Source organism: Paenibacillus sp. JZ16 (assembly GCF_015326965.1).
Taxonomy (GTDB): domain Bacteria; phylum Bacillota; class Bacilli; order Paenibacillales; family Paenibacillaceae; genus Paenibacillus_AQ.
Window position 1 is genome coordinate 4,149,815 of record NZ_CP017659.1, and the last position, 21,055, is coordinate 4,170,869.

At 50.1% G+C, this 21,055-nt stretch carries 22 protein-coding genes; 10 read left to right on the plus strand and 12 right to left on the minus strand.

Annotated features, from left to right (window positions below; all coding sequences use genetic code 11):
* Window positions 1–163: 163 nt before the first annotated feature.
* Window positions 164–622 (plus strand): hypothetical protein, encoded by a 459-nt coding sequence (locus tag BJP58_RS18910; RefSeq protein ID WP_194540145.1) that lies wholly within the window; start codon window positions 164–166, stop codon window positions 620–622.
* Window positions 623–697: 75 nt separating this feature from the next.
* Here the strand turns inward: BJP58_RS18910 and BJP58_RS18915 are convergent, their stop codons facing one another.
* Window positions 698–2,371 (minus strand): glycoside hydrolase family 9 protein, encoded by a 1,674-nt coding sequence (locus BJP58_RS18915; protein ID WP_336245424.1) that lies wholly within the window; start codon window positions 2,369–2,371, stop codon window positions 698–700.
* A 147-nt stretch (window positions 2,372–2,518) separates the two neighbouring features.
* Window positions 2,519–3,214 carry an FHA domain-containing protein gene (locus tag BJP58_RS18920; RefSeq protein ID WP_233354691.1) on the minus strand — a complete coding sequence of 232 codons (696 nt, stop codon included), beginning with the start codon at window positions 3,212–3,214 and terminating at the stop codon, window positions 2,519–2,521.
* A gap of 192 nt (window positions 3,215–3,406) precedes the next feature.
* On the opposite strand from BJP58_RS18920, the gene BJP58_RS18925 reads away from it, so the two are divergent.
* From BJP58_RS18925 to BJP58_RS18940, 4 genes are all read left to right on the plus strand, one after another.
* Entirely contained in the window at window positions 3,407–4,393 is a 987-nt protein-coding gene (locus tag BJP58_RS18925; RefSeq protein WP_194540146.1) for a glycerophosphodiester phosphodiesterase family protein, read from the plus strand.
* Window positions 4,394–4,547: 154 nt separating this feature from the next.
* Window positions 4,548–5,288 carry a hypothetical protein gene (locus tag BJP58_RS18930; protein WP_194540147.1) on the plus strand — a complete coding sequence of 247 codons (741 nt, stop codon included), beginning with the start codon at window positions 4,548–4,550 and terminating at the stop codon, window positions 5,286–5,288.
* 38 nt (window positions 5,289–5,326) lie between these two features.
* Window positions 5,327–6,622 carry a polysaccharide deacetylase family protein gene (locus tag BJP58_RS18935; protein ID WP_194540148.1) on the plus strand — a complete coding sequence of 432 codons (1,296 nt, stop codon included), beginning with the start codon at window positions 5,327–5,329 and terminating at the stop codon, window positions 6,620–6,622.
* 166 nt (window positions 6,623–6,788) lie between these two features.
* Window positions 6,789–7,898 carry a glycosyl hydrolase family 8 gene (locus BJP58_RS18940; protein ID WP_194540149.1) on the plus strand — a complete coding sequence of 370 codons (1,110 nt, stop codon included), beginning with the start codon at window positions 6,789–6,791 and terminating at the stop codon, window positions 7,896–7,898.
* A 28-nt stretch (window positions 7,899–7,926) separates the two neighbouring features.
* Here the strand turns inward: BJP58_RS18940 and BJP58_RS18945 are convergent, their stop codons facing one another.
* Window positions 7,927–8,640, minus strand: coding sequence for a sulfite exporter TauE/SafE family protein (locus BJP58_RS18945; protein ID WP_194540150.1), 714 nt, complete (start codon window positions 8,638–8,640; stop codon window positions 7,927–7,929).
* A 265-nt stretch (window positions 8,641–8,905) separates the two neighbouring features.
* Window positions 8,906–9,499, minus strand: a complete 594-nt coding sequence (locus tag BJP58_RS18950) for a TetR/AcrR family transcriptional regulator (RefSeq protein ID WP_194540151.1) — start codon at window positions 9,497–9,499, stop codon at window positions 8,906–8,908.
* A gap of 163 nt (window positions 9,500–9,662) precedes the next feature.
* Between BJP58_RS18950 and BJP58_RS18955 the strand changes: the two genes are divergently transcribed.
* Complete coding sequence (locus tag BJP58_RS18955) at window positions 9,663–10,550, plus strand: ABC transporter ATP-binding protein (protein WP_194540152.1); 888 nt, start codon at window positions 9,663–9,665, stop codon at window positions 10,548–10,550.
* A complete protein-coding gene (locus tag BJP58_RS18960) occupies window positions 10,547–11,356 on the plus strand; it encodes an ABC transporter permease subunit (protein ID WP_194540153.1) in 810 nt (269 codons plus the stop codon). Before BJP58_RS18955 ends, BJP58_RS18960 begins: the two co-directional genes overlap by 4 nt.
* Window positions 11,357–11,447: 91 nt before the next feature.
* Here the strand turns inward: BJP58_RS18960 and BJP58_RS18965 are convergent, their stop codons facing one another.
* On the minus strand, window positions 11,448–12,464 hold the full coding sequence (locus tag BJP58_RS18965; RefSeq protein WP_194540154.1) for an SDR family oxidoreductase: 1,017 nt from the start codon (window positions 12,462–12,464) through the stop codon (window positions 11,448–11,450).
* A 119-nt stretch (window positions 12,465–12,583) separates the two neighbouring features.
* Window positions 12,584–13,282, minus strand: coding sequence for a Crp/Fnr family transcriptional regulator (locus BJP58_RS18970; protein WP_194540155.1), 699 nt, complete (start codon window positions 13,280–13,282; stop codon window positions 12,584–12,586).
* Between the two features lie 115 nt (window positions 13,283–13,397).
* On the opposite strand from BJP58_RS18970, the gene BJP58_RS18975 reads away from it, so the two are divergent.
* Complete coding sequence (locus tag BJP58_RS18975; protein WP_194540156.1) at window positions 13,398–13,742, plus strand: DoxX family protein; 345 nt, start codon at window positions 13,398–13,400, stop codon at window positions 13,740–13,742.
* Between the two features lie 130 nt (window positions 13,743–13,872).
* On the opposite strand, the gene BJP58_RS18980 is transcribed toward BJP58_RS18975, so the two are convergent.
* From BJP58_RS18980 to BJP58_RS19005, 6 genes are all read right to left on the minus strand, one after another.
* Complete coding sequence (locus tag BJP58_RS18980) at window positions 13,873–14,373, minus strand: cupin domain-containing protein (RefSeq protein ID WP_194540157.1); 501 nt, start codon at window positions 14,371–14,373, stop codon at window positions 13,873–13,875.
* A gap of 103 nt (window positions 14,374–14,476) precedes the next feature.
* On the minus strand, window positions 14,477–14,971 hold the full coding sequence (locus BJP58_RS18985; protein WP_233354692.1) for an EVE domain-containing protein: 495 nt from the start codon (window positions 14,969–14,971) through the stop codon (window positions 14,477–14,479).
* Window positions 14,968–15,510: a DinB family protein gene (locus tag BJP58_RS18990; protein WP_194540158.1), complete on the minus strand. Its 543-nt coding sequence runs from the start codon at window positions 15,508–15,510 to the stop codon at window positions 14,968–14,970. Before BJP58_RS18990 ends, BJP58_RS18985 begins: the two co-directional genes overlap by 4 nt.
* A 63-nt stretch (window positions 15,511–15,573) precedes the next feature.
* A complete protein-coding gene (locus BJP58_RS18995; RefSeq protein ID WP_194540159.1) occupies window positions 15,574–16,521 on the minus strand; it encodes a helix-turn-helix transcriptional regulator in 948 nt (315 codons plus the stop codon).
* Between the two features lie 79 nt (window positions 16,522–16,600).
* Entirely contained in the window at window positions 16,601–17,350 is a 750-nt protein-coding gene (locus tag BJP58_RS19000; RefSeq protein ID WP_194540160.1) for a class I SAM-dependent methyltransferase, read from the minus strand.
* 300 nt (window positions 17,351–17,650) lie between these two features.
* Complete coding sequence (locus tag BJP58_RS19005) at window positions 17,651–18,187, minus strand: hypothetical protein (RefSeq protein WP_071220582.1); 537 nt, start codon at window positions 18,185–18,187, stop codon at window positions 17,651–17,653.
* Between the two features lie 106 nt (window positions 18,188–18,293).
* Between BJP58_RS19005 and BJP58_RS19010 the strand changes: the two genes are divergently transcribed.
* Together BJP58_RS19010 and BJP58_RS19015 are read left to right on the plus strand one after the other, a co-directional pair.
* On the plus strand, window positions 18,294–19,208 hold the full coding sequence (locus tag BJP58_RS19010) for a phosphatidate cytidylyltransferase (RefSeq protein ID WP_194540161.1): 915 nt from the start codon (window positions 18,294–18,296) through the stop codon (window positions 19,206–19,208).
* A 488-nt stretch (window positions 19,209–19,696) separates the two neighbouring features.
* Complete coding sequence (locus BJP58_RS19015; RefSeq protein WP_194540162.1) at window positions 19,697–21,049, plus strand: glycosyltransferase family 2 protein; 1,353 nt, start codon at window positions 19,697–19,699, stop codon at window positions 21,047–21,049.
* Window positions 21,050–21,055: the final 6 nt, after the last annotated feature.

A 21,055-nucleotide genomic window follows, 5' to 3' on the forward strand; every position in this document is an offset into this window, starting at 1 on the left:
TGTCCATTGATCCTCAATATTCCAAACTTTCAAGCCGAAGCGTGGTAATTTCTCGGGTCACGTACATCTCCGTCATAAGTTCACAACAATCCTTCGGTAAACTAAACCTCATAACGGATAACATTGTGAATCCGAACTTAAACGATGGAGGTTTTCCCACCAAATGAACACACAAGCAAGAAACCACATCGGACTATCGATGTTCACTATCATGCTGTTAGCTTTGCTCGGTGTACCCCGTGTCATTGCCCATGATTTACAATGGGTTGATCCCCACGGGTTCATCAATCGGCTGCTTGTCTTTATTCCCCCGATCGTCTGGATTCTTTATGTTCTTGGTAAGCGGCATAGCGTTAAACATCCTTTTGTTCCCTTAATGGTCATCGGCGCCGTCTATGGATTGCTCTTGGGCATTACCCATCAGCTCTTGTGGAATGTGACATTCGAAACGCCGCCGGCTCTGGGCGGCAATCTGGCGGATCTACCCGCAACAGCGGGCAGCTTTCTGACCAGAGCCTTCGCCTTCATCAGCAGCGTCGTGACGGGTACGGTGGTTGGCATCATCTCAGGCATTGTTGCCACGATGCTGCATCCGCTGGTGAAGGGGCGATCAAGACGCTAGCCATGAACGGCCGATACAAAAAAGAAACGTCGAGCATCTCTCGGCGCTTCTTTTGCTTCAGCATCCTTTATTCTTCTATACAAAATGAGATAACACGAACACAGCCGGCGAGTTCCAATAGATGGCCACCTCGTTGGTAGAATAGCTCTCCATCACATCGGCAAAAGATGCTGCGGGCGCCTTGCCTGCCAAGTGCTCACGCGCATAGTCATCGTGAAGCCCCTTGTTCGGTCCGCCGGAGACGAGGCCCGGCACCGGCTCCTCCACGCCATCGCCTTCGGAAGGACGATGATGGGGGTGCAGGATGGGCTTTGTCCCATACCCGGTCACATAACTCATCCCCGTGACGTTAGCCCCGAACACATAGTGGATATGCTCGTGAACATGCCGATCATAATCTTCGGAACCTGACAGTCTTCCCGCCACCAGCAGAAGCATCGCGTGATTCAATACCACCATATTGCTGCCCCAAATATATTGATCCGGCAGCAGCGAGATCCCATAACCGTCCCGATCACTGACAGCGGCAAGTTCATCCGCACGCTGAAGCAGACCCGCCATCAGTTCCCGTGCCAGTGCGGGCTCCTCTTCCCGCTCCGACATCAGATAGGCGAAGGTTCCATAGCCGCCCATGTCCGCCCAACCCAATTCGTATTTCCCGAATGAGTCCTGCCTGGCTAATGCTTGAAAAGCCTCATGGTACCGCGCCTCGCCCGTTGCGCGGTATAACTCTGCCGCGGCCCAGTACCGTTCATCCGCATCCTGGCCGTCGCCGTATTCACCTGTAGCGATATCTGGCGGATTGCGGAATCCCGGCATGTTGGGATGCGCCTCCAGCCATGTCCAAGCACGTTCTGCTACCTGCAGACAGCTTGCGGCGAAGGCTTCATCATAGGGGGAATAGATCCGCGATGACATCGCCATGACTCCGGCAAAACAACCGGTTGCCGTTGCAGAGATCGGTGACAGATACAGCGGAGCCGTATCGTCCTCCGGCATAACATCTCCCGCCGGAAACCGCAGGGTCGTGAGTTTATGGAACACACCTCCCGATTCCTCCTCCTGCAAACGCTGCATCCATTCCAGCTCATACCGGCATTCATGAAGCACATCCGGCATGCGGCCGTCGCTTTCCGGCAGTGGCAGCTGCTGCGAGAACGCCTCTGGATTAAACTCAAAAGCCAGTAGCAGGTCGGCTACCGCTTTGGCACCGGGAACGACATACTTGCCATAGTCACCGGCATCATGCCATCCTCCCCAGGCATCCACCTGCCGCGATTCGTCTCCATGGACGATGGCGGGCGTAAGATGACAGGCTCCGTGTTGCCAGGGTCCGGCATGCAGCTCATCCAGTTTCGTCCCGCAGCGGAAATAATAAAACGCTTTCAACAATGCGCGATGCGCATCCTCGTATACCTCGTCAGCTATGACAAAAGGCATCGACGCTTGCCCATATTCCGTCTCAATTCGATACGTGCCGGGCACTGCCCATGCGGTGAAATCCCCCCGGCTTACCGTCTGCCCGCTGGCCACATCCTCGATGGCGGGTGATGTATGGCCCTGCCAAACCACCTCGCCATTCAACGCATGGACGATATGAAACCGTCCACCCTGACCGGCAATGACGGCAACCTTGGCATCCTGGCTGCGATAGCCTAGCTGGTTGACCGCAATGCTGTTATGCTGTCCATGCTCATTGTTCATGCTCCCCTGTTCATCCCTTTCCGATTGTCGTTTCGAAACTTCCACGCTTTACAACTTCGATAACGATTGCCAATCCCCTCTCATCCGCTCTATAAAATGCAATGCAAAATGAAGAAAGCCCTTCCTGCCCATGAGGAAGAGCTTGTCTGGTGTGTATTCATCTTTGTTTCATTTGAGCTCTCACAATCACGTTTAGCCATCGGCTTGCGTCTGCAAAATATAACCTTTTCCACGGATGCTCTCAATGTCCAGAACGTCTCTCGTCTTCTTACGGACCCGATAAATCAGTGCATTCAACTCCTCCGAGCTCACATCGGGCACTTCATCCGTTCCGTAGCTTCGCTCGGGCCAAACGTATGCCTTGAGCTGATCCTTGGACACAAACTGCCCTTGGTGGTTGATCAGCAGCTCCATGCATTTGTACTCTTTTTCCGAAAAAGCGTACACATCCTCGCCGTATACCAGCTCCTGCTTGAACGGATTCAACCTAAGCCCGCCTGAAGCCTCGACTGCAGCCAGCTGTTTGATAAGCGGTGTAATGTCCATCGTCTCATCCATGCTGAGGATGGAGAAGGACAACACGATCAGATCTCCAGCGAGTACAATGGTATCTCCATGCTGGAGGGGAATTTCGTCATGGGGAGCCAACCGTTCCTGATTGACGAAGGTACCATGCTTGCTGTTCAGATCCTTAATGCTGAACTTCCCGTTTCGATACAGCAGCGCTGCATGCCGCCGGGACACAAAGATATTATCAAACGCGATATCCGGATCAAAATGCTGGCCCTTGCGGCCAAGCACCGTTATGGGTTTGGTCAAAGCTATAACGTCCCCACGTTCGTAGGGATTCCCCCGCTCCACCATCAAAAAGGAGGATTTGTCCATCATGCTCCCTCCCGTTCTTATATGCTGCTCATTGTGTTTATCAGTTCGCTATTATGCAATTGTTATGATCCAGCTATTGAGTATGCGCCCAAAATCACTAAGATTTATGGAAGAAGGATTTAATATAGAGAACTTAGATAGAGATAAATATAAATCTACTACTGCATATTGTATACGATTTTGGGGGATTGGATCATGCGAAAACTAAAAAGATGGAAGAAAATCATACTGTTTTTTCTCGTGTTGTTTGTATTTCTGTTTGTTAATAATACATCCCTGTTCACCAAAGACCGTGACGCCGAGCCGCTGCTGCTGGCGCATCGGGGGCTTGGCCAAACCTTCTCGATGGAAGGCATTCAAGCTGACACTTGCACCGCCTCCCGCATCTATGTGCCGGAGCATGCTTACCTGGAGAACACCATCCCGTCCATGAAAGCCGCATTCGAAGCAGGCGCCGATATCGTCGAGTTGGATATCAAGCCAACCAAGGACGGACAGTTCGCCGTGTTCCACGACTGGATCCTGGAATGCCGCACCAACGTGGAGGGCTCGGTCAAGGATTATACCATGGAGCAGCTAAAAAACATAGACATCGGGTATGGTTACACCGCCGATCAGGGAGCCACATATCCTTTTCGGGGAAAAGGAGTCGGGCTGATTCCGTCGTTAGACGAGGTATTAGAGGCATTTCCTGACGGTTCATTCCTGATCCATATCAAAAGCACCGACCCCGAAGAGGGAAAACTCCTGGCAGAGTATCTGTCCGGACTGCCGATGAAGCGTCTCAGCCAGCTGACCGTATATGGGGATGACGAACCGATCCAAGCATTAAAATCACAGCTCCCCTCCCTACGCGTCATGTCGATGGGCACGCTGAAGAGCTGTCTGGCATCCTACGCCGGAGCCGGCTGGAGCGGTTACCTCCCATCGGTCTGCCGCAACACCCAGCTGCATATCCCGGAGAAATACGCCCGTTACCTGTGGGGATGGCCGGATAAATTCCTGAACCGGATGGACAGCATCAATACACGGGTCATCCTCGTCGCCGGGGATGGCGGCTGGTCGGAAGGGTTCGACTCCGTATCGGATTTGGAGCGACTGCCGGAAGGCTACAGCGGCGGCATTTGGACGAATCGGGTCGACGTTATCGCCCCGGAGCTGACCATCAAGAAGAATGAATAATCGAAGGGAAAGCCCCTCCGCCCCGCTGCGGGGCTTTTTTTATTTTCACGGGGTGTAGGGCAAAGTTTTTGGGACGTTTTTACCGATTATTATTAATAGGGGTCTTTTAGCCTAATTTCATACTAGAATCATTGAATATATAGGAGTTGATATTTTGGCCAGGGAAACAGAGAAAAAAGGAATGGCGTGGTTTAAGAGTGCCCGCTCGAACCAGAACCAGCCCGAGAAGAACAGTACCGAACAAGAGGATATTGCTGCAACGGCAGAAGAAGAGGCGGCTTATTCCGCGGAGCCAGAACTGCCCGCTGCAGAAGGAAACAAACCTCTATTCTCCAAGGATAATCAGGACAAGATCGGCCTTGATGTCATTGTTTCGATCGAGAACATGCTGAAGGAACGGCAGCTGCTGGCCTATAAGAATAGAGGCCTGGAGGATCAGCTCTTTACCGCGAACGAGACGATCAACCGGTATAAGCATGAGCAGATCAAAAGAGATCAGCTGGTTCAGGAGAAGAACAAGGAAATCCGCGAACTCGAGAACGTGCTGACGAACAAACAGATGGCCTACGATCAGCTGCTGGAGGATTACAAGGAATACCAGTTAACGTCGAACCTGGCGTATGAGAAGCTCTCCAATCAGCTCGAAACCGAGACCGCCAAGTACAACAAGCTCTATGAGGAGTCTAACAACACCCAATATCAGAACATGCTCAAGATCAACTCGCTTGAAGAGAAGGTCCGGGAGCTGGAGATTGCCAACCAGAAGTACGCGGAGCAATACCAGAATATCCTGGATGATAAAGCCAAGCTGATGCAGACCATCAATGATTTTACCGAGAAGATGTCCTTCTCCTTCTCACCGAAAACCACGGCTTCCAATACACCATCGGAATAATCTTACCCGCATGAACAGCTAGAGAAAGGGGGGCCATCATGTCAGAATCCTACGGCAGAATCATAGAGCTGCTGGCGATCGAGAGGGATACCGAAACATTCGGTCTACGAATCAAGCTATCCCTAATAGAATCGGCGGAGCCATTATGGTTAACCGATAACGAGACCATAGCGAATATAGCAGCCGTGACGGAGTTCGATGGGGTTCATAAACACCGAATATCCTTACATACCGCATGGGATGCAAACAAACAGCAATACATAGGTTCCATTACGCGTACATATCGTGAACATAGTGAGCGGTTTTCATTTGCCTGCTCCGTTCCGTTCAGGAACGAATTAGAGTCAATCAAGAAGATCCGGCATGCAGATGACTTGCATACGCTGCCTTTCCTCTCCACGCATCGATCCGAAGCGGATCAGCCCGAAGAGATGCCAGCCGCCGAAGGGGACCTGAAAACCAATCGTTTCGCAAGGAAACGGCGCCATCTTCCGCTTAAGCTGGTAAGCGCCATCATGATGAGCTTGATTTTTGTTGTATTATTAAGTTCATTTAATTACTCGTATCCCGGTGACATTAAGCCTTATTCTGCAGTAACGGCCACTGCGGAAGCAGAGACCGTTATCCAATTGCTTGCCGAGAACCGGAGCGCCATCATCGCGAAACCCGTGGCAGCCTCAAAGGAGGAAGCAGCGGAGAGCAGACCGAAGGAGAGTAAACCGAAGGATAACAAACCCTCTGCTTCCATTCCACAGCTGGAGCTGGAGGAGTTCATCTCGTTTAGCCTGCCCAAAGGGTATGTAGCCCTTACATTTGATGATGGGCCATCCAAGCACTCTATCGATATTATGAATGTCTTAAAAAAACACGAGGTTGGCGGAACGTTCTTCTTTGTTGGCACCAATGTAAAAAAACATCCCGACTATGTCAGGGCCATCCATGCGAACGGATACTCTGTCGGCAGCCATTCCATGACTCATAGCCAGCTGACAAGCCTTACCTATGAACAGCAGCAGGCAGAGTTGACCCGCGTGTCCGACCTCATCGAGCATATTACCGACGAGAAGCTGGTACTCTTCCGTCCGCCCTACGGTGCCTTTGACGATCGGACCGAGGCGTTAAGCCAACAGCAAGGCAGTAAGATGGTGCTCTGGAACCGGGATCCCGAGGATTGGCTGACCCGCGACGAGGATAAAATCCTCGAGTATGTCCAGCACATCGAAGCTTCCGGCTCCATCATCCTCCTGCATGAATCGCAGGCGGTTGTGGACGCCTTGCCGAAGATTATTAAGCACCTGCAGGATCAGGGACTCACGATCGTCAGTTTGCAATAGCGAACCTATCCTTTAAGAGAATGCCGTATCCGTTGTTCTGCAAACATCGGGTACGGCATTTTTATGGATAAACGAACGATGGGGCCTCAGAAGCTAAATTTATTCGTTCGGTCTTCTTAAAGGCTTTAGGAACGCAAGCGTAGAATAGTATGTTCGAGGTGAACCTATGACAACCCGGATTTCCCGCAAGAAGGCCATTCTTGCGATCATCGCCCTTCTTGCTCTAATCGGCGTCGTCTTCATCGCCTACGCTATCATCCATAGCAAGGAGAACCCCGACGTGACAGCAGCGTTTATTGAAGAGCATATGACCAACGATAACGGTACCATTGCTACCTATCTCAAGCCCGCTTCTTCCCAGAACCCGGACATCGTTGCCGGTAGAGAAGCGTTATCCGAGTCGCTCGGACTTTGGATGCAGTATGCTGTCTTATCCGGCGATCGAGCCCGGTTCGATGATAGCGCCCAGCTTCTTACAACCTACTTCCTCCATAAGGGTCAGGAAACTTATATCCGGTGGAAGCTCAGACCAGACGGTCAATCCGAGGTAACGACCAATGCCCTAGGCGATGATCTCCGAATCCTCGATGCCCTGCTGAAGGCGTACAAACTCTGGGACCGGGACGAATACCTTCAATTGGCGAAGGAGATCGGCTCATCATTGCAAGCACCTGCCCAAACCCAAGGATATTTCGTGGATTATCATGATTTTGAACGGAATGCATCGGCAGCCGTGTTAAGCCTGGTCTACGCTGACATATCGGCACTGCGCGAAATGCAGAATAACGGAATCCTGTCCCGTCAGGAGTATAAACAGTATCAGGACCTGCTCTCCCACATGCCTTCTGACGGCATCTTCTATCCCAAAACCTATCAAATCCGCTCCGGTCAATATGAGTATGACGCATCGGTCAATCTAATCGACCAGCTGATCGTTGGCATCCATCTGGCGGAGATGGATCATCCGCCGAAGGAGCTCATACAATTCTTGAAGGGAGAATTCCAGAAGAATCAGCAGCTGGCAGGGCGCTTCAACCGGAAGACAAGAAAACCTGACGCGGCATATGAGTCACCTGCCGTCTACGGACTGGCTATTATCCTGGCGTCAAAAACGAATGACCTCCCTTGGGCTCGGGAGCTGCATGATCGAATGATCCAACTCCGAGGCCAAGATCCCGCTTATCCGGGAGGGTATGTGTTTGATGGGAATACGCATGCTTTTGATAACCTGTTTCCTCTGCTCGCGGAGACGCTGCTAGAACCAACCGTGAAATAATCCGTCGTCGCTGCAATCTTTGGTCTCTTTACAGACTCTCGATGAGCATATACACACCCGTAAAGATCAAAATGATATAGGTGAATATCTGGAATACTCTCTGGTTAATGACAATGAATAGTCGCTGTCCGATCAACAGCCCGACGAACACCAGGGGAAGCGCAATTCCGCTCGATACCCAGACGGTCTTGCTCGTTCCCGCCACGATCACCTGAATGATCAAACTCAGGGAGTAGATGAACAAATAGAAGGCGAGTGTCGTCCCTCTGAGCTTTGCCTTCTGCGTGTCGGTGCCCGAGAAATATAACAGCAGGGGCGGACCCGGCATTCCAATGCTGGTCGTTAGAGAGCCTGAGAGCCCCCCTACCGCCAGATCCCTGCCATGGCTCTGACGGATTCTGAATTTTAGCATCAGCATGACGGTTAATGCCAATATAATCAGACTAACGCCTAACTTCAGATAACGAATATCGATAAACGAAAAAATAACGATGCCGAGAGGGAGTCCTGCCGCACTTCCGATCACCAATCGCTTGAGGATGCCATAATCGATGTCCTTGCGTATCCTCGCGATTAGAGCAGCCGAGATGACAAGAGAAAGAATTAAATTAATCTGAATAGCCTCGTTAGGCTGGAATAAGAGCAGCAGAAACGGCGTAGCCAGGATAGAGAACCCAAATCCGGTGCTGGTCTGAAGAATGGACGCCACGAAAATAATGACCGCAAACAGTATAATATCCACGCTGCACCTGCTTTCTTCACGTATTGCGGGAGACTCCTATTTGAGGCAACCCCATCCTACCATTGTAACATAATGGAATCATCGGCACGGGTAAGTCGGGGTACTTAATTTGTGCATGTTGTGCACCAAATGTAAGACACGTGCCTTGGTTAGATGCGAACAACCCTCCAGGTTTGGAGGGTTGTTGTTACTACGTTTACACGATGATATGCAATATGGGCATCTTATATCTGCTGGCCAGTATCAATAATTCGGTAACCGAGGATTAAGCCTTTCCGCAGACACCGTAGAAGAACATATGAACCATTCCCTCCAGGAAGCCGTCCATATCATCACTTTGCTGGGCCATAGCCAGAATCGATTCATATTGATTCATGTACAGCTGGATAAAAGCCAGAACGTGTTCCGTCGATACCTCCGGTGAAATCTCACCGCTGGCCTTGCCCTCCTCAATAATCTGGATGGTGAGCGGAATGGCTTTGTTCCTGTACTGCTCTTCCATATAACGGGCCAATTCTTCGTCATCGATCAACAACTCTTTAATCAATGCGGGCGGGAAATCACTGTAGGATTCCTTCTCCAGAAAAATAATGTGCTCGATCTTCTCCTTCAAAGAATGGCCTTCGCTCATATATTCCTCAAAATCCCGGATCGCCTTATCAAAATAATTGCGAAAAACCTCGCGCAGCAGCTCCTCCTTGCTGCCGAAGTAATTATAGATCGTCACCTGCGACACCTTGGCTGCCTTGGATATGTCGGCAATCCGAATTCGCTTTAGCTCCGAGGTGCGCACCAGTTCCAAGGTGGTTCTCATAATCTTCTCTTTGATCAGATTCGCCCTTTTCTCAAAACCGTTCATTTCCCTTCATCCTAACTCTTAAGATTAATTGTGTAATTTATGAAATTTATACGTAAATTAATTTCATTAAATCATTGACGAAGCCACAAGCTAGGTATATTATAACATATGAAATATCTGATCAATAATATTTCATTTCTCCAATTATTACGGAGGTGGCGGTATGTTAACCGTTCAGCATTTGACGAAGACATTTTCCAACGGAAGGGGCATCTTCGATGTTTCGTTTTCGGTGGAGCCGGGCGAGGTTTTTGGTTTTTTAGGGCCGAATGGCGCCGGAAAATCAACGACCATCCGGCACATCATGGGTTTTATGAAGCCGGATCAGGGATACGTCAAGGTAAATGGGCTGGATACCTGGAGAGAACAAGGAAAGTTCCAATCGGACGTGGGTTACCTCCCAGGTGAAATTTCCTTTATCGAAGGAATGACCGGAAAGACCTTTCTGGATTTCATGGCCGATATGCAGGGAATTCGGGACTTGTCCAAGCGGAATCAATTGATCGATCGCCTGCAATTCGATGTACAGACCCCGATTCATAAAATGTCCAAGGGAATGAAACAAAAGGTCGGGATCGTCGCCGCCTTCATGCATGGTCCGAAGGTCATTATTCTGGATGAGCCCACTTCGGGACTCGATCCGCTGATGCAGAAGGTGTTTATTGAGATTGTTCTTGAGGAGAAAGCCCGCGGCACAACATTCTTGATGTCATCCCACAGCTTTCAGGAAATCGAGAGAACCTGTGACCGAGCCGCGATTATCAAGGACGGGGTCATTATTGCTGTCAAGGACATTCACGAACTGCAATCCATGCAGCGGAAGCTGTTCGAGGTCAACTTCGTGCATTCAAGCGATGCCGAGGCTTTTCGGAGTTCAGGGCTGCTTGTCGAATCCTATGAAGGCACTCGGGTGAGCGTAGCCGTCCAGGGCAATTACGATCAGTTTATCCAAGAGACGGGCAAATACCCTGTGCGCAGCATCGATGTCTTCACCCAGAACCTCGAGGATATTTTCATGAATTATTATGATCGGAAGGGGATATCGAAATGAATGTCACCTTATATAAACAGATGATGAAAGTAAATATGAAAAGCTTGATGAATTATGCGTTCGGGTCCGCTTTTTATATTCTCCTGATGTTCTGGTTATATCCCAGCATCGCCAAGAACACAGGAGCCATCGACGATCTGGTCGCGTCGATGCCGGAGGGCGTCGGAAAAGCCTTCGGGCTTAATGGCTTCGGTACAGCCGAAGCTTTCATCTCCGGGGAATATTACGGATTAATTCTGGTGCTCATCCTGGCTATCGTCTGCGTTCAGCTGACGACCCAGCTAATGGCCAAATTGGTCGATCAAGGCTCGATGGGCTATTTGCTGTCGGCCCCGACAACAAGAGGGAAAGTGGCGCTAACGCAAGCCATGGTTATGACAAGCGGGCTCTTCCTTATCCTGGCGGTCACGACATTGGCCGGATTCGCCGGATACGCTTGGCTGCTGGGGGATTCCTACGAATTCAATACCGCCCGATTCATCCAGATGAACGCAGCGGCGTTCCTGCTCTTTTTTGCCATCTCCAGCATCTGTTTTCTCGTGTCCTCGCTGTGTAATGACGAGAAGAAGGCACGGAGTATCTCCGGGTTGATTACATTCGGGTTCTTCAGTCTGGATTTGATCAGTAAATTCAGCGATAAGATTGAATGGATGCGCAACCTTACCCTCTTCTCCTTATATCAGCCCGGGGAAATCGTAAATGGAACGGGGGATTTCATGGTAACCTCCCTTGTGCTTGCCGCCATCGGCCTGATCGCATTCGGCCTGGCTGTCGTGTTATTTCGAAAACGCGATTTGCCGTTGTAATCCATTCAGGTTGATAGCTAAGTAAACATAGAGGGCACCCGGATCGGGTGCCCTCTCTTATATATTCCATTCGTCCTCTTCCAAAACCCACCTACCCCGTTATGATCGACTTCGCCTTCTCCAACGCCGAAACAACCTTGTCACACCACACATCAAACTCTTCATCTTCCCGTTGATGTTCTGGATGGGACAAGATATAGTTCACCGTTTGCCTGATTCCTTGATCCGCCCGGGTGGTTGCCACGAATTCAGGGACAAGCCGCTTGAGCTTGGCGTTATCAAACACAACGGTATTCGCTTTGTCCCCCAACAATGAACCTCTAAAGTCCTGCGTGCTGGTTGCATCCAAGAATTCCGAAGACACGTGCACCGCATTCAGCTGTACGCCCAGGGCATCCGCAATGATTTGGTAGATCTGATTCCAGGTGAGCGACTCGTCAGAGGTAATATGCACCGACTCCCCGATGGCATGAATGTTGCCCATCAGACCGATGAATCCTTTTGCAAAATCGCTGTTGTGCGTCAACGTCCACAGAGACGTCCCATCCCCGTGAATAATGACCGGTTTATTCTCCAGCATCCGCTTCACAACCTGCCAGCTTCCTTGGCTGCCGTGCACGCCGAGTGGAATGGACCGCTCATCATACGTATGGCTAGGCCTTACGATAGTTACCGGGAAGCCATGTTCCCGATACTGCTTCATCAGATAATCTTCGCAAGCGATTTTATTTCTGGAATAGGCCCAGTATGGATTGGATAAAGGCGTGCCTTCCGTAATGCGATAATCGGATAGTGGCGTCTGATAAGCGGAAGCGGAGCTGATGAATATAAACTGCTTGGTTTTTCCGTTGAACAGACGATAATCTCTCTCCAGATGGGCCGGTTCGAAGGCTATAAAGTCGGCCACAATATCAAAATCGAGCGGCTCAATAAGTTTCGCCACTTGGTCTTCGTCATGAATATCGGCCTGCAAAATATGTGCGCCCTCGGGCAATGTGTCGTTTCGGTTCCCTCGGTTGAGCAGGTATAGCTCGCATCCCTGTTCCAGCAGCTGCTTCGTAATCGCCGAGCTGATCGTTCCGGTTCCTCCAATAAACAACGCTTTCATAAACTGCACCTCCGCTAGCAATAATGAGAAGACCTGCAACTTGACCTTCTAACCTTTACGATAGCATGGGCACGGTTGCCATTACAATTTCCAAAAAGGGTTGGCCAGCAGCAGGTTAGTTATTTGCACACCGCCAATGCAGCCTCCAAACGACTCCTATGTATCGAGTAAGGTTTACGTGCCCCTTCTTTACGCAATACGCCTTCAGATACCAGCTGATTGAGTATCGGCGTTACGGTTTCTCGTATGCTGCCTGTCATGGTCGCCAGCTCCTGATGGGTAAGCTCGATCTCTAGCGGGGCCCATTCCCCTGCAGCCTTCGAATCTGGTGAGAATTTGGCGGCCAGCTTGTGCAGCAAGAATAGCAGACGTTGTCGCACGCTCCCGTAAGCCATATACTCCAGCAGTTCTTCCATCTCTTTGAGCCTGCCAGTTACGAGCTCAATGTACTTGAATGCCAGATCCGGCTGTTCGCTGATCACCTTTCGGAATTGACGGCTCTCGATTTCACAAATGACGGAGTCTTCCATCGTGACGGCAAACATGGCAGATCCCGTATGAAAGGATGTCATTTCCCCAAACAGATGCCCCGCGCCCAAAATATCTAGCGTCAGCTCCTTCCCTCCTGCCGTCAGCTTATAAAGCCGCACCTTTCCGGATTTTACGATGTACAGTACCTTCGGCTCCATATGAGGAGAGGCCACCACGGTTCCTTTGTTACGGATTTCAAGTGGCGTCACATGGTTCAATTGCAGCAGCTCTTCTTCGCTAAGTCCATGAAACAGATCCAGCCGGGATAGATATTTAATCATCTCCATGTCATGTTTCGCCCTTTCGCTATGTATTCTGGACTACATACTCCAATGTTTTGTGGCGTGTAAACTAATCCTCGACAGGATGAGCCGCTAGAGAAAACAAAGGAGTGTGGATGATATGGAACCACTTTGGGTAATTTTATTTCAATGTGTATTGATTGGTATGTTTGCACTTTCCGCGTCGTTCAAATTTCTCCGCACCGGCTCGATGGTGCAGCACTGGAGCGAATACCGATACCCCCTCTGGGGGATGTTCGTTGTTGCCGGTCTGGAGTCAGCGGGGATTGTCTTTATGATATCAGCATTCTGGATTCCAGAGAACAAGCTCTACGCTGCTTCTCTATTTACGGTTCTAATGGTGGGAGCCATTCATGCCCATCTGATTCGGGCCAGGCATAAACCGTTCATGGCTCTGAATGCTCTGCTCATGCTTATGTTGTCAGTTACCCTTTTACTTCAGTAGTCGCTCCGAATAAGAAAGCAGCCGTATAAAACTTTCTGTAATCTGCACCGTAAAAAGAGGCTGCACATGCTGTCTGCAAACAGACGTGTGCAAGCCTCTTCCTCTTTTCCCTATATATCGATTCATTCTTTTATTTCACCCATTTATGCAGCAGTGGCCCTTCCTCTCCAAAGACAGGATCCAGATCCGGAACAGGCACGCTTCGGATTTCGTTGATCGCCTGCGCCCGATCCGTCGGGTTCCGCTCCCTCATATTCGGGGTATTCCCTTCGGGATAAGCACCAATCACCTCAAAATCAGGGGTGCTGGTGAGTTTCATATGTGCAGTGCCTGCCGGCAAAACAATCACATCGCCTGTGGCAAGCTCCAGCCGTTCTCCCGCATCACCGCCCACCAGGACGGTCGCGCTTCCGGACCGCACACCCAGGACTTCGTGCGTGTTGCTGTGATAATGATGGTAATCGTATACGCCACCTGCCCAGCTCCCGCTCCAATGATGCCGGTTAAAGGCAGCCTCCAGGCCGCTCGGGTCATCCGCGAATACTCCATTGTACACAATGACCGGCAGATCGGGATTATTGGGAACCTCTCCATCGTCTTTCACGAAAAATGATCTGACATGTACCTCCACGGTCATCCGCTCCTTTCTACTCATTGATGCACTCGTAGTACCAGTACCCGGGGCGAGCCGTTTTCAAACCGAGTTGTTCAAAAATAGGCACGATGACAAATGGTCAAAGCGATTTTATCGCTCTTTTTTGTATCATGTCCGAGCCGCCCAACATTGCCTCCGCAATCATCAGAAAATCCTCTCGTTTGATCTCGAAATGCCCATAACGAAAGGCATACCCCCAATTTCGATTCCCTCGCGTAAAGCTAAGCTGGTCCAATAGGCAGGCTATTTTCACTTGCTGACCTGGAACATACCGGATATCCCGGCGGCAAGGGACGAATGATGCCGTCATTGGATACTCATAGACTTGATCATTCACAACCTGGCCGACTGCGGTGAATGCTTGAAGCGCCTCCCCAGACTTCATCTCGGTGCGCGGAGAATAATAGATCAGCCAATCTCCTTTGCGCATACGCCGCAGCGGAGCCGATTTACCGTGACATAGCTGGGCAAATCCCCCTTCCACCCCCAATTTCACATGCGATTCGGATACTACTCCAATCCAATAACGGGTTCGATCTCCTAATCGTGTAACCACGTCCTGATATCCCATCATCCATGCTGCTGCTCTAAAGTCTGTTTCAATCGGTCCAGCTGCCGGACATGATGCCGATAATGCATCTCGATGAGCAAAAACCACTCTAGGGCATGCAATCCTCCGAAACTCGGATGGGGAACGGTATGCTGCAGGGATGCCTCTCCAAGCATTGGCTCGGTTTGTCTCATTCGTTGGACGACAGTATCCAAACCTCGAATCAACTGCTCTTTCGTTGCAGGCTGCTCCGGGGTATATTGAGGAGACGGCGGAACCTGAATACGGATGGGAGGGAAACTGCCCTGTTCGAATATCGCCATACCTACTTCCGTTTTTCCCGCTGAAGAGACTGCTGCATCCTCAATCGGGTTTAAACATAACTCAATATTTCGCAGATGCATGGATAACGCGGATTGAATCAAGTGCTGATACATTTGCCCGATCGACCACTCGTCCTCTGCTTGTCTGTACTTTAATTCCTCCATGCTGAAACCATCCAGCTCCTGTAGATACACCTGCACCGTCTCTTCAAACCGCTGCAATGCTTCCGTTGTATTCATATCAACCACTCCCTTACATCGTCTTTGTACCGAATATACAAAAACGCTACTGACAACGTCATGTCAGTAGCGTTTTAACATCTTTTCCGCTTCATCGCGGATCCGGTCACGGAAGGATTCCGGCTCAAGGACGACGACATTCGATCCCCAGCCGAGCACCCACTGCAGGATCTCCTCCAGCCGGCGAACGCGGAAGCTCACAAGCAATCCGTCCTCGCATTCTTCTAATGTCTCCATGTAATAATTGTCGGATTCCTTAACTCGATCCGCAATATCGGGATTTGCCAGAACTTGCACCCGCAGGTTACGGTCATCCGAAGGTCGATAGTCTTCCAAGTCAAAATTCGGCGGCATCTCAAAACGCTCCTCAAGGACCTTCAATTCCTTCATGCGGGACAGCCTAAAATGGCGGATTCCCTGCCGCAGGTCACACCATGCAATTAGTGTCCATGCGCCTTGGAGAAACGCTAGACCATAAGGAGCTGCCGAGCGAAAACTCTTCCTGTTGCCGTTAGAATCGGGCATTTTTTTCACATAATTGAATTCGACCTTACGCTCCTGCAGGATGGCTCGGCGAACGATTTCAACATAATCCTTCTCTTCTCCTAAACTTACCCTGTTGCCCGGTGAGAGCAGCCGCATGGTCTTCCGAACCCGCGAAGCATCTGCGCGGACAGGCTCCGGCAGAATGGACTCTATCTTCTTACTCGAAGTCCGAGCCTTCAGACCATATTCCGGGTCAAAGCGTTGTTCGACGAAATCCGTTCCAATGAGCAGAGTCACAGCCTCTTCCACCGTGAACATGACAGGCGGAAGGAAATATCCCTCCATTAATGAGTATCCTTGCCCGGGAGCTCCCATCACGGGTACGCCCGATTCGCTAAGGGCCTGAATATCCCGGTAGATGGTCCGGACACTCGTCTCGAATATAGATGCCAAATCTTCGGCCCGAACAACCTTTCGCTGCTGCAGCTCAAGCACGATAGCCAGCATCCGGTCTGTCTTGTTCATGCTGCTGTACCTCCCGTTCCATTATTAAAGCCGGTGCTCTATTATTCTGCAAACAGCGAAACCGAGCAAGAAGGACAGCTCACACCTCTCCCCAGTACACCTTTGTCTCATAATCAAAAAACACGCAGCCAGCCTGCTCATTCCGTTCAAATATCGCGCGCAGTTCGTTCATCATTGGATCGTGGTTCGGATGTCCCAGCAGCGGAGCGTAAGATGACGAGTGCAAGCGGCCGCACAATCCCTCGTAATCAAATGTCTGCCGATTGAAGAACTTCGCCTCCCTCATGTCCCCTCCCCGAAAAAAAGCAGCCAGCGTTTCACGCGAAATGTTCTTCTGATCCACTTCCTGATAATCGGTGCCATAGGTAAGGAGCAGCTGCTCATACGCTTCCAGGAACGGCGTTCCCTGCGTGAGCCTGGAATTCCATATCAGCGCAACCTTTCCGCCCGGTCTCAGGATCCGCCGGAACTCCGTTTGGGCGGCATCACGGTCAAACCAATGAAAGGCCTGGGCGCTCACGATATGATCCACTGATTGATCAGGCAGTCCCGTCACTTCGGCTGAACCCGAGACCATTCGAAAGCCGGGTTCGCCTTCAAGGTCCGACTCGGCAGCTTCCCGCATCGCCTGATTCGGCTCCACAGCGGTCACGCAACTTCCCCGCTTCAGCAGCAGCTTCGAGAAAATCCCCGTCCCGGCGCCAATATCGGCGATCTCGCCGTCCAATCCTACCGTATCAAACAAATAATCCATGACCTCTTGCGGATAACTCGGGCGATACTTCGTATACGAATCGACGCGACTCGAAAACCGTTCCTTGCTGTTCATCCTAACCACGCTCCCATCCAAGATCTAAGTGAAATCCAGACAATGACATTATTGTTCCACTAGATGAAACCTTATTTCATTTTTAATTCCATTTTATAGCAACACTCGCTTATTAGCCAGCATTTATTGTCTAACAGCCTAACCAGATGGGCGAAACTCTCGTGCGAGCACTTGCAATACAGATAACCCCACATTCACCTGGGCAGGCAAACCGGGGTTCTCTGGGATTGCAGGACTGGAACGGACGTCTGTCAAGCTGAGTCGTAATTGTCGTTGCCGAACCTGCCGGCGCAGTTGTATCTAAGGCTCATACTCGCTCAGTTTCCCTTCATAGATCAGTTGCAGGCGCTCGCTTTGACGGAAATCGTCCGGCGTCACCAAGGCCGGCAGCTTATCCCATAGCCTGACTCCGGACCGCTGCAGAATCTCCGCCACGAATTGCGAACAAAAGTAGGAGTTGCTGAATTCGATCGGTTCCTTTAGCGCGATGCCCAGGACGCCCAATATATTATAAAAATACTTTTTGTCCTTTCGGATAAAAGCCTGCAGAACCCGCTTCATCTTCGCGATGTCGCGTTCCGATACCTGAAGCTCATAGATGACGCACGTCGTGTTGGGATATTTACTGAACGTTCCCGTCTTCAAATCCTCCTTCACGAACCCGCCGTTCAGAGGATTGTTCGGATTCTTTCTCCCGAAGCTATATAGCTCCGACAGCTCCCGATTAAAGGAGATCGAAGCATGGTTGTAAGGCGCCCTCGTGTAGCCCTGAATGACTTTCGTAAAGAGCGTTCCGGTATTGGTAAGCAATATAAAGACCGATTGATCCTCTACCATTTACGAAATTTCCCCTTATCCGTATTGAATTATTCCTTCATAATAACATATGATTCCTTTAGTAGAACAAGAATGATACCCGTGATAAGTTGGTGATGATAGGCATATGGACAGCTCGCTTTTAACCTTAATTCTAATATTCTCCGTCTTGTCGGTCATCCAGCTGCTCTATTATGTGATGAGCAAGACGCAGCCGAATATCGACTATACGGAAGTCGGATTTCGCATCAAAACCTGGTGGGGCATGCTGGTCATCTTCTGCTTGGCCACGCTTCTGAATCCTGTGGTTTCCCTGCTATCCCTTATGGTGTTAACCTTCTTTACGCTCAAAGAATATTTCTCGATGATCAAAACACGAAAAGCCGATCGTCGTTTGTTTCTATGGGCGTATTTAACCATACCCGTCCAATTCTATTGGATCTACATCGAATGGTACGGGATGTTTATCGTGTTTATTCCGATCTATGTATTCCTGGTGCTGCCGCTTCCGCGGTTGATTAACAAAGGCACCGTCGGCTTTATGCGTAGCGTCAGCTCCACCCAATGGGGTCTGATGCTCATGGTGTTCGGTCTCAGCCACCTGGCCTATTTCCAATTCGCCACGCCTCAGTATGGAGCAGGGCTGGTGCTGTTTCTCGTCGTCTTAACGCAGCTAAACGATGTGGTGCACACAATCGCTTCACTCTATTTTGGGAGAAGGAGAATCGTGCCCACCTCGAACCCGAATCTGACCTGGGAAGGCTTTGCCTGCGCGTTTATCGCAACCACCGCAAGCTCCTATCTCATCTATCCCTATCTGACGCCGCTTAGCCCGACGTTTGGCCTTCTGTCCGGTATGCTGATCAGCCTCGCCGGATTCTTCGGCAGCTTGACGGTTTCGGTGCTGAAGCGCGATTTGTTAATCGGGGATGACGGGCGGTTCGATGCCTTGAAGAAAAGCTATCTGAGCCGGGTCGACAGCCTGACCTATACCTCACCAATCTTTTTTCATTTCATCCGTTACTTTTACGACTTTATGTAGAAGTGTCAGACAACCCTCAGGTGCAGCACGGGGCGATACAACCTTTAGAAGCCATAACCACGCGAGCTAGGCTCAACTTGGTTATGGCTTTTTACAATGCATGAAATCCTATTAGTGCGAATCCCCCTGAATCCTTGTTCCAGAATCCATGGGCACCCCCTGCCAAATCGCTTTATCCGCCTAAAATATAGAAAGTGGAACCAAAAGAGAGACTGCTCTCGAAAAGCATCTATGTATTCGTTTTCTTGCTCTATAGAGCGGTTTTACATTTAGGAGTCCATTACGATAGTTTATTACATAGAGTGTTATATGGGTTTATATGGAATGAAAGGTTTTAATTGGATTATATTATCCCTTAATACCTGGATTTTCCCCCTTGACATTGCTTGTTATAGAAAAAGCGCATACCTAATCTAAAGTCCAATAGAGTAGGCGCACCATACTGGTCTTCATCACAAAGAGAGACGAAGAAGAGAGGAGTGAGGAGTTTGCAGTACTTTTTTTATGGATTAGCCGGCGTATTTCTCGTGTTTCAAACCCTGTATACCTTCATCCCGCTGCTGTGCAGCAAGGTGAAGAAGCTAAATCCCGATCTCGCCGAAAAATCAATCTCTGTGCTCGTCCCCGCTTACAACGAGGAGCTGACGATTCGAAATTGCATCGATGCCATGGCGGGCTTGCGCTACAGCAACTATGAGATCATGATCATCAACGACGGCTCCAAGGACGGAACCTTATCCGCCCTAGACGAGCTTCTGGATTTGGAGCCGAGTACCAGATCGGCCGACAGCAAGCTGAACTACAAGCCGATAAAAGGATTCTATCGCTCGAATCGCTACCGCCATATTTACGTTATCGATAAGATGAATGGCGGAAAAGCGGATTCGCTGAATGCCGGAATCGATCATGCCGCCTCCGATATCGTCATCACCCTGGATGCGGACAGCATGCTGGAAGCCGACTCGCTCAAGTATGTGAATCAATATTTTCACGATAACGACATCATTGCGCTGGGCGGTACCGTCAAAATTGTACAGGGCGCCGCGCGGGACAAGAACGGGGCCATCGTTGAGAAGTTTCGCGGAAGAGGGCTCATCAAGAGCCAGATCATCAATTATACGCACGGCTTCTACGTCCGCAAACTCACGCAATCGTATTTTAATTCCATCGTGGTGATTTCAGGCGCGTTTGGCGCCTTCTATAAAGACGTTCTCGTTCATGTTGAGGGCTTCCGCAGCACGGTCGGGGAGGATATCGACATTACGCTGAAAATCCACGAGTACATCAAAGCCAATCAGTTGAAGAAAAAACTCGTCTACGCTCCCGAAGCGGTATGCTACACCGAATGTCCGGAGAATCTACCCAACTTCTATAAGCAGCGCATCCGCTGGCAAAAGGCCTTTATTGACTGCATCCTCATCTATTGGTCCAGGCTGTCCCGAAAATTCAGCGTCAGCGTGAGCCTGTTCTTTGCGATTGACGGATTTATGCTGGGGACACTCTCCGCGTTTACTACGATTTTTTATCTGGGGCAGACCCTGATCGTTGGCGGAAACCTCCTGCATGCCATCATCTTCCTGCTGATGAGCGTGCTGCTGAATGCGGCACAGATCATAATCGCCCTGTACTTATGCCGTAAATATGGCAGTACCTATACATTTTCCGATTATATGAAGATGTTCTTGTTCAGCCAAGCGGAGCTGTTAACCTACCGAAATTTGCTGTTGTACATTAACATTGCGGGGACATTCAAATATTTTGACAATGATGAAGGCTGGGGCTTCGTGGAGCGCAAAGGCGTGGCCGCCATCAGCCAGAACATCGCCGCAGGATCGAATTAACTTATG

Excerpts from the sequence above, each read along its gene's own strand:
- BJP58_RS18910 (WP_194540145.1), top strand. The coding sequence starts at position 164 with ATGAACACACAAGCAAGAAACCACATCGGACTATCGATGTTCACTATC.
- BJP58_RS18920 (WP_233354691.1), bottom strand. The coding sequence starts at position 3,214 with ATGATGGACAAATCCTCCTTTTTGATGGTGGAGCGGGGGAATCCCTAC.
- BJP58_RS18925 (WP_194540146.1), top strand. The coding sequence starts at position 3,407 with ATGCGAAAACTAAAAAGATGGAAGAAAATCATACTGTTTTTTCTCGTG.
- BJP58_RS18935 (WP_194540148.1), top strand. The coding sequence starts at position 5,327 with ATGTCAGAATCCTACGGCAGAATCATAGAGCTGCTGGCGATCGAGAGG.
- BJP58_RS18940 (WP_194540149.1), top strand. The coding sequence starts at position 6,789 with ATGACAACCCGGATTTCCCGCAAGAAGGCCATTCTTGCGATCATCGCC.
- BJP58_RS18950 (WP_194540151.1), bottom strand. The coding sequence starts at position 9,499 with ATGAACGGTTTTGAGAAAAGGGCGAATCTGATCAAAGAGAAGATTATG.
- BJP58_RS18955 (WP_194540152.1), top strand. The coding sequence starts at position 9,663 with ATGTTAACCGTTCAGCATTTGACGAAGACATTTTCCAACGGAAGGGGC.
- BJP58_RS18960 (WP_194540153.1), top strand. The coding sequence starts at position 10,547 with ATGAATGTCACCTTATATAAACAGATGATGAAAGTAAATATGAAAAGC.
- BJP58_RS18965 (WP_194540154.1), bottom strand. The coding sequence starts at position 12,464 with ATGAAAGCGTTGTTTATTGGAGGAACCGGAACGATCAGCTCGGCGATT.
- BJP58_RS18970 (WP_194540155.1), bottom strand. The coding sequence starts at position 13,282 with ATGGAGATGATTAAATATCTATCCCGGCTGGATCTGTTTCATGGACTT.
- BJP58_RS18975 (WP_194540156.1), top strand. The coding sequence starts at position 13,398 with ATGGAACCACTTTGGGTAATTTTATTTCAATGTGTATTGATTGGTATG.
- BJP58_RS18985 (WP_233354692.1), bottom strand. The coding sequence starts at position 14,971 with ATGATGGGATATCAGGACGTGGTTACACGATTAGGAGATCGAACCCGT.
- BJP58_RS18990 (WP_194540158.1), bottom strand. The coding sequence starts at position 15,510 with ATGAATACAACGGAAGCATTGCAGCGGTTTGAAGAGACGGTGCAGGTG.
- BJP58_RS18995 (WP_194540159.1), bottom strand. The coding sequence starts at position 16,521 with ATGAACAAGACAGACCGGATGCTGGCTATCGTGCTTGAGCTGCAGCAG.
- BJP58_RS19000 (WP_194540160.1), bottom strand. The coding sequence starts at position 17,350 with ATGAACAGCAAGGAACGGTTTTCGAGTCGCGTCGATTCGTATACGAAG.
- BJP58_RS19005 (WP_071220582.1), bottom strand. The coding sequence starts at position 18,187 with ATGGTAGAGGATCAATCGGTCTTTATATTGCTTACCAATACCGGAACG.
- BJP58_RS19010 (WP_194540161.1), top strand. The coding sequence starts at position 18,294 with ATGGACAGCTCGCTTTTAACCTTAATTCTAATATTCTCCGTCTTGTCG.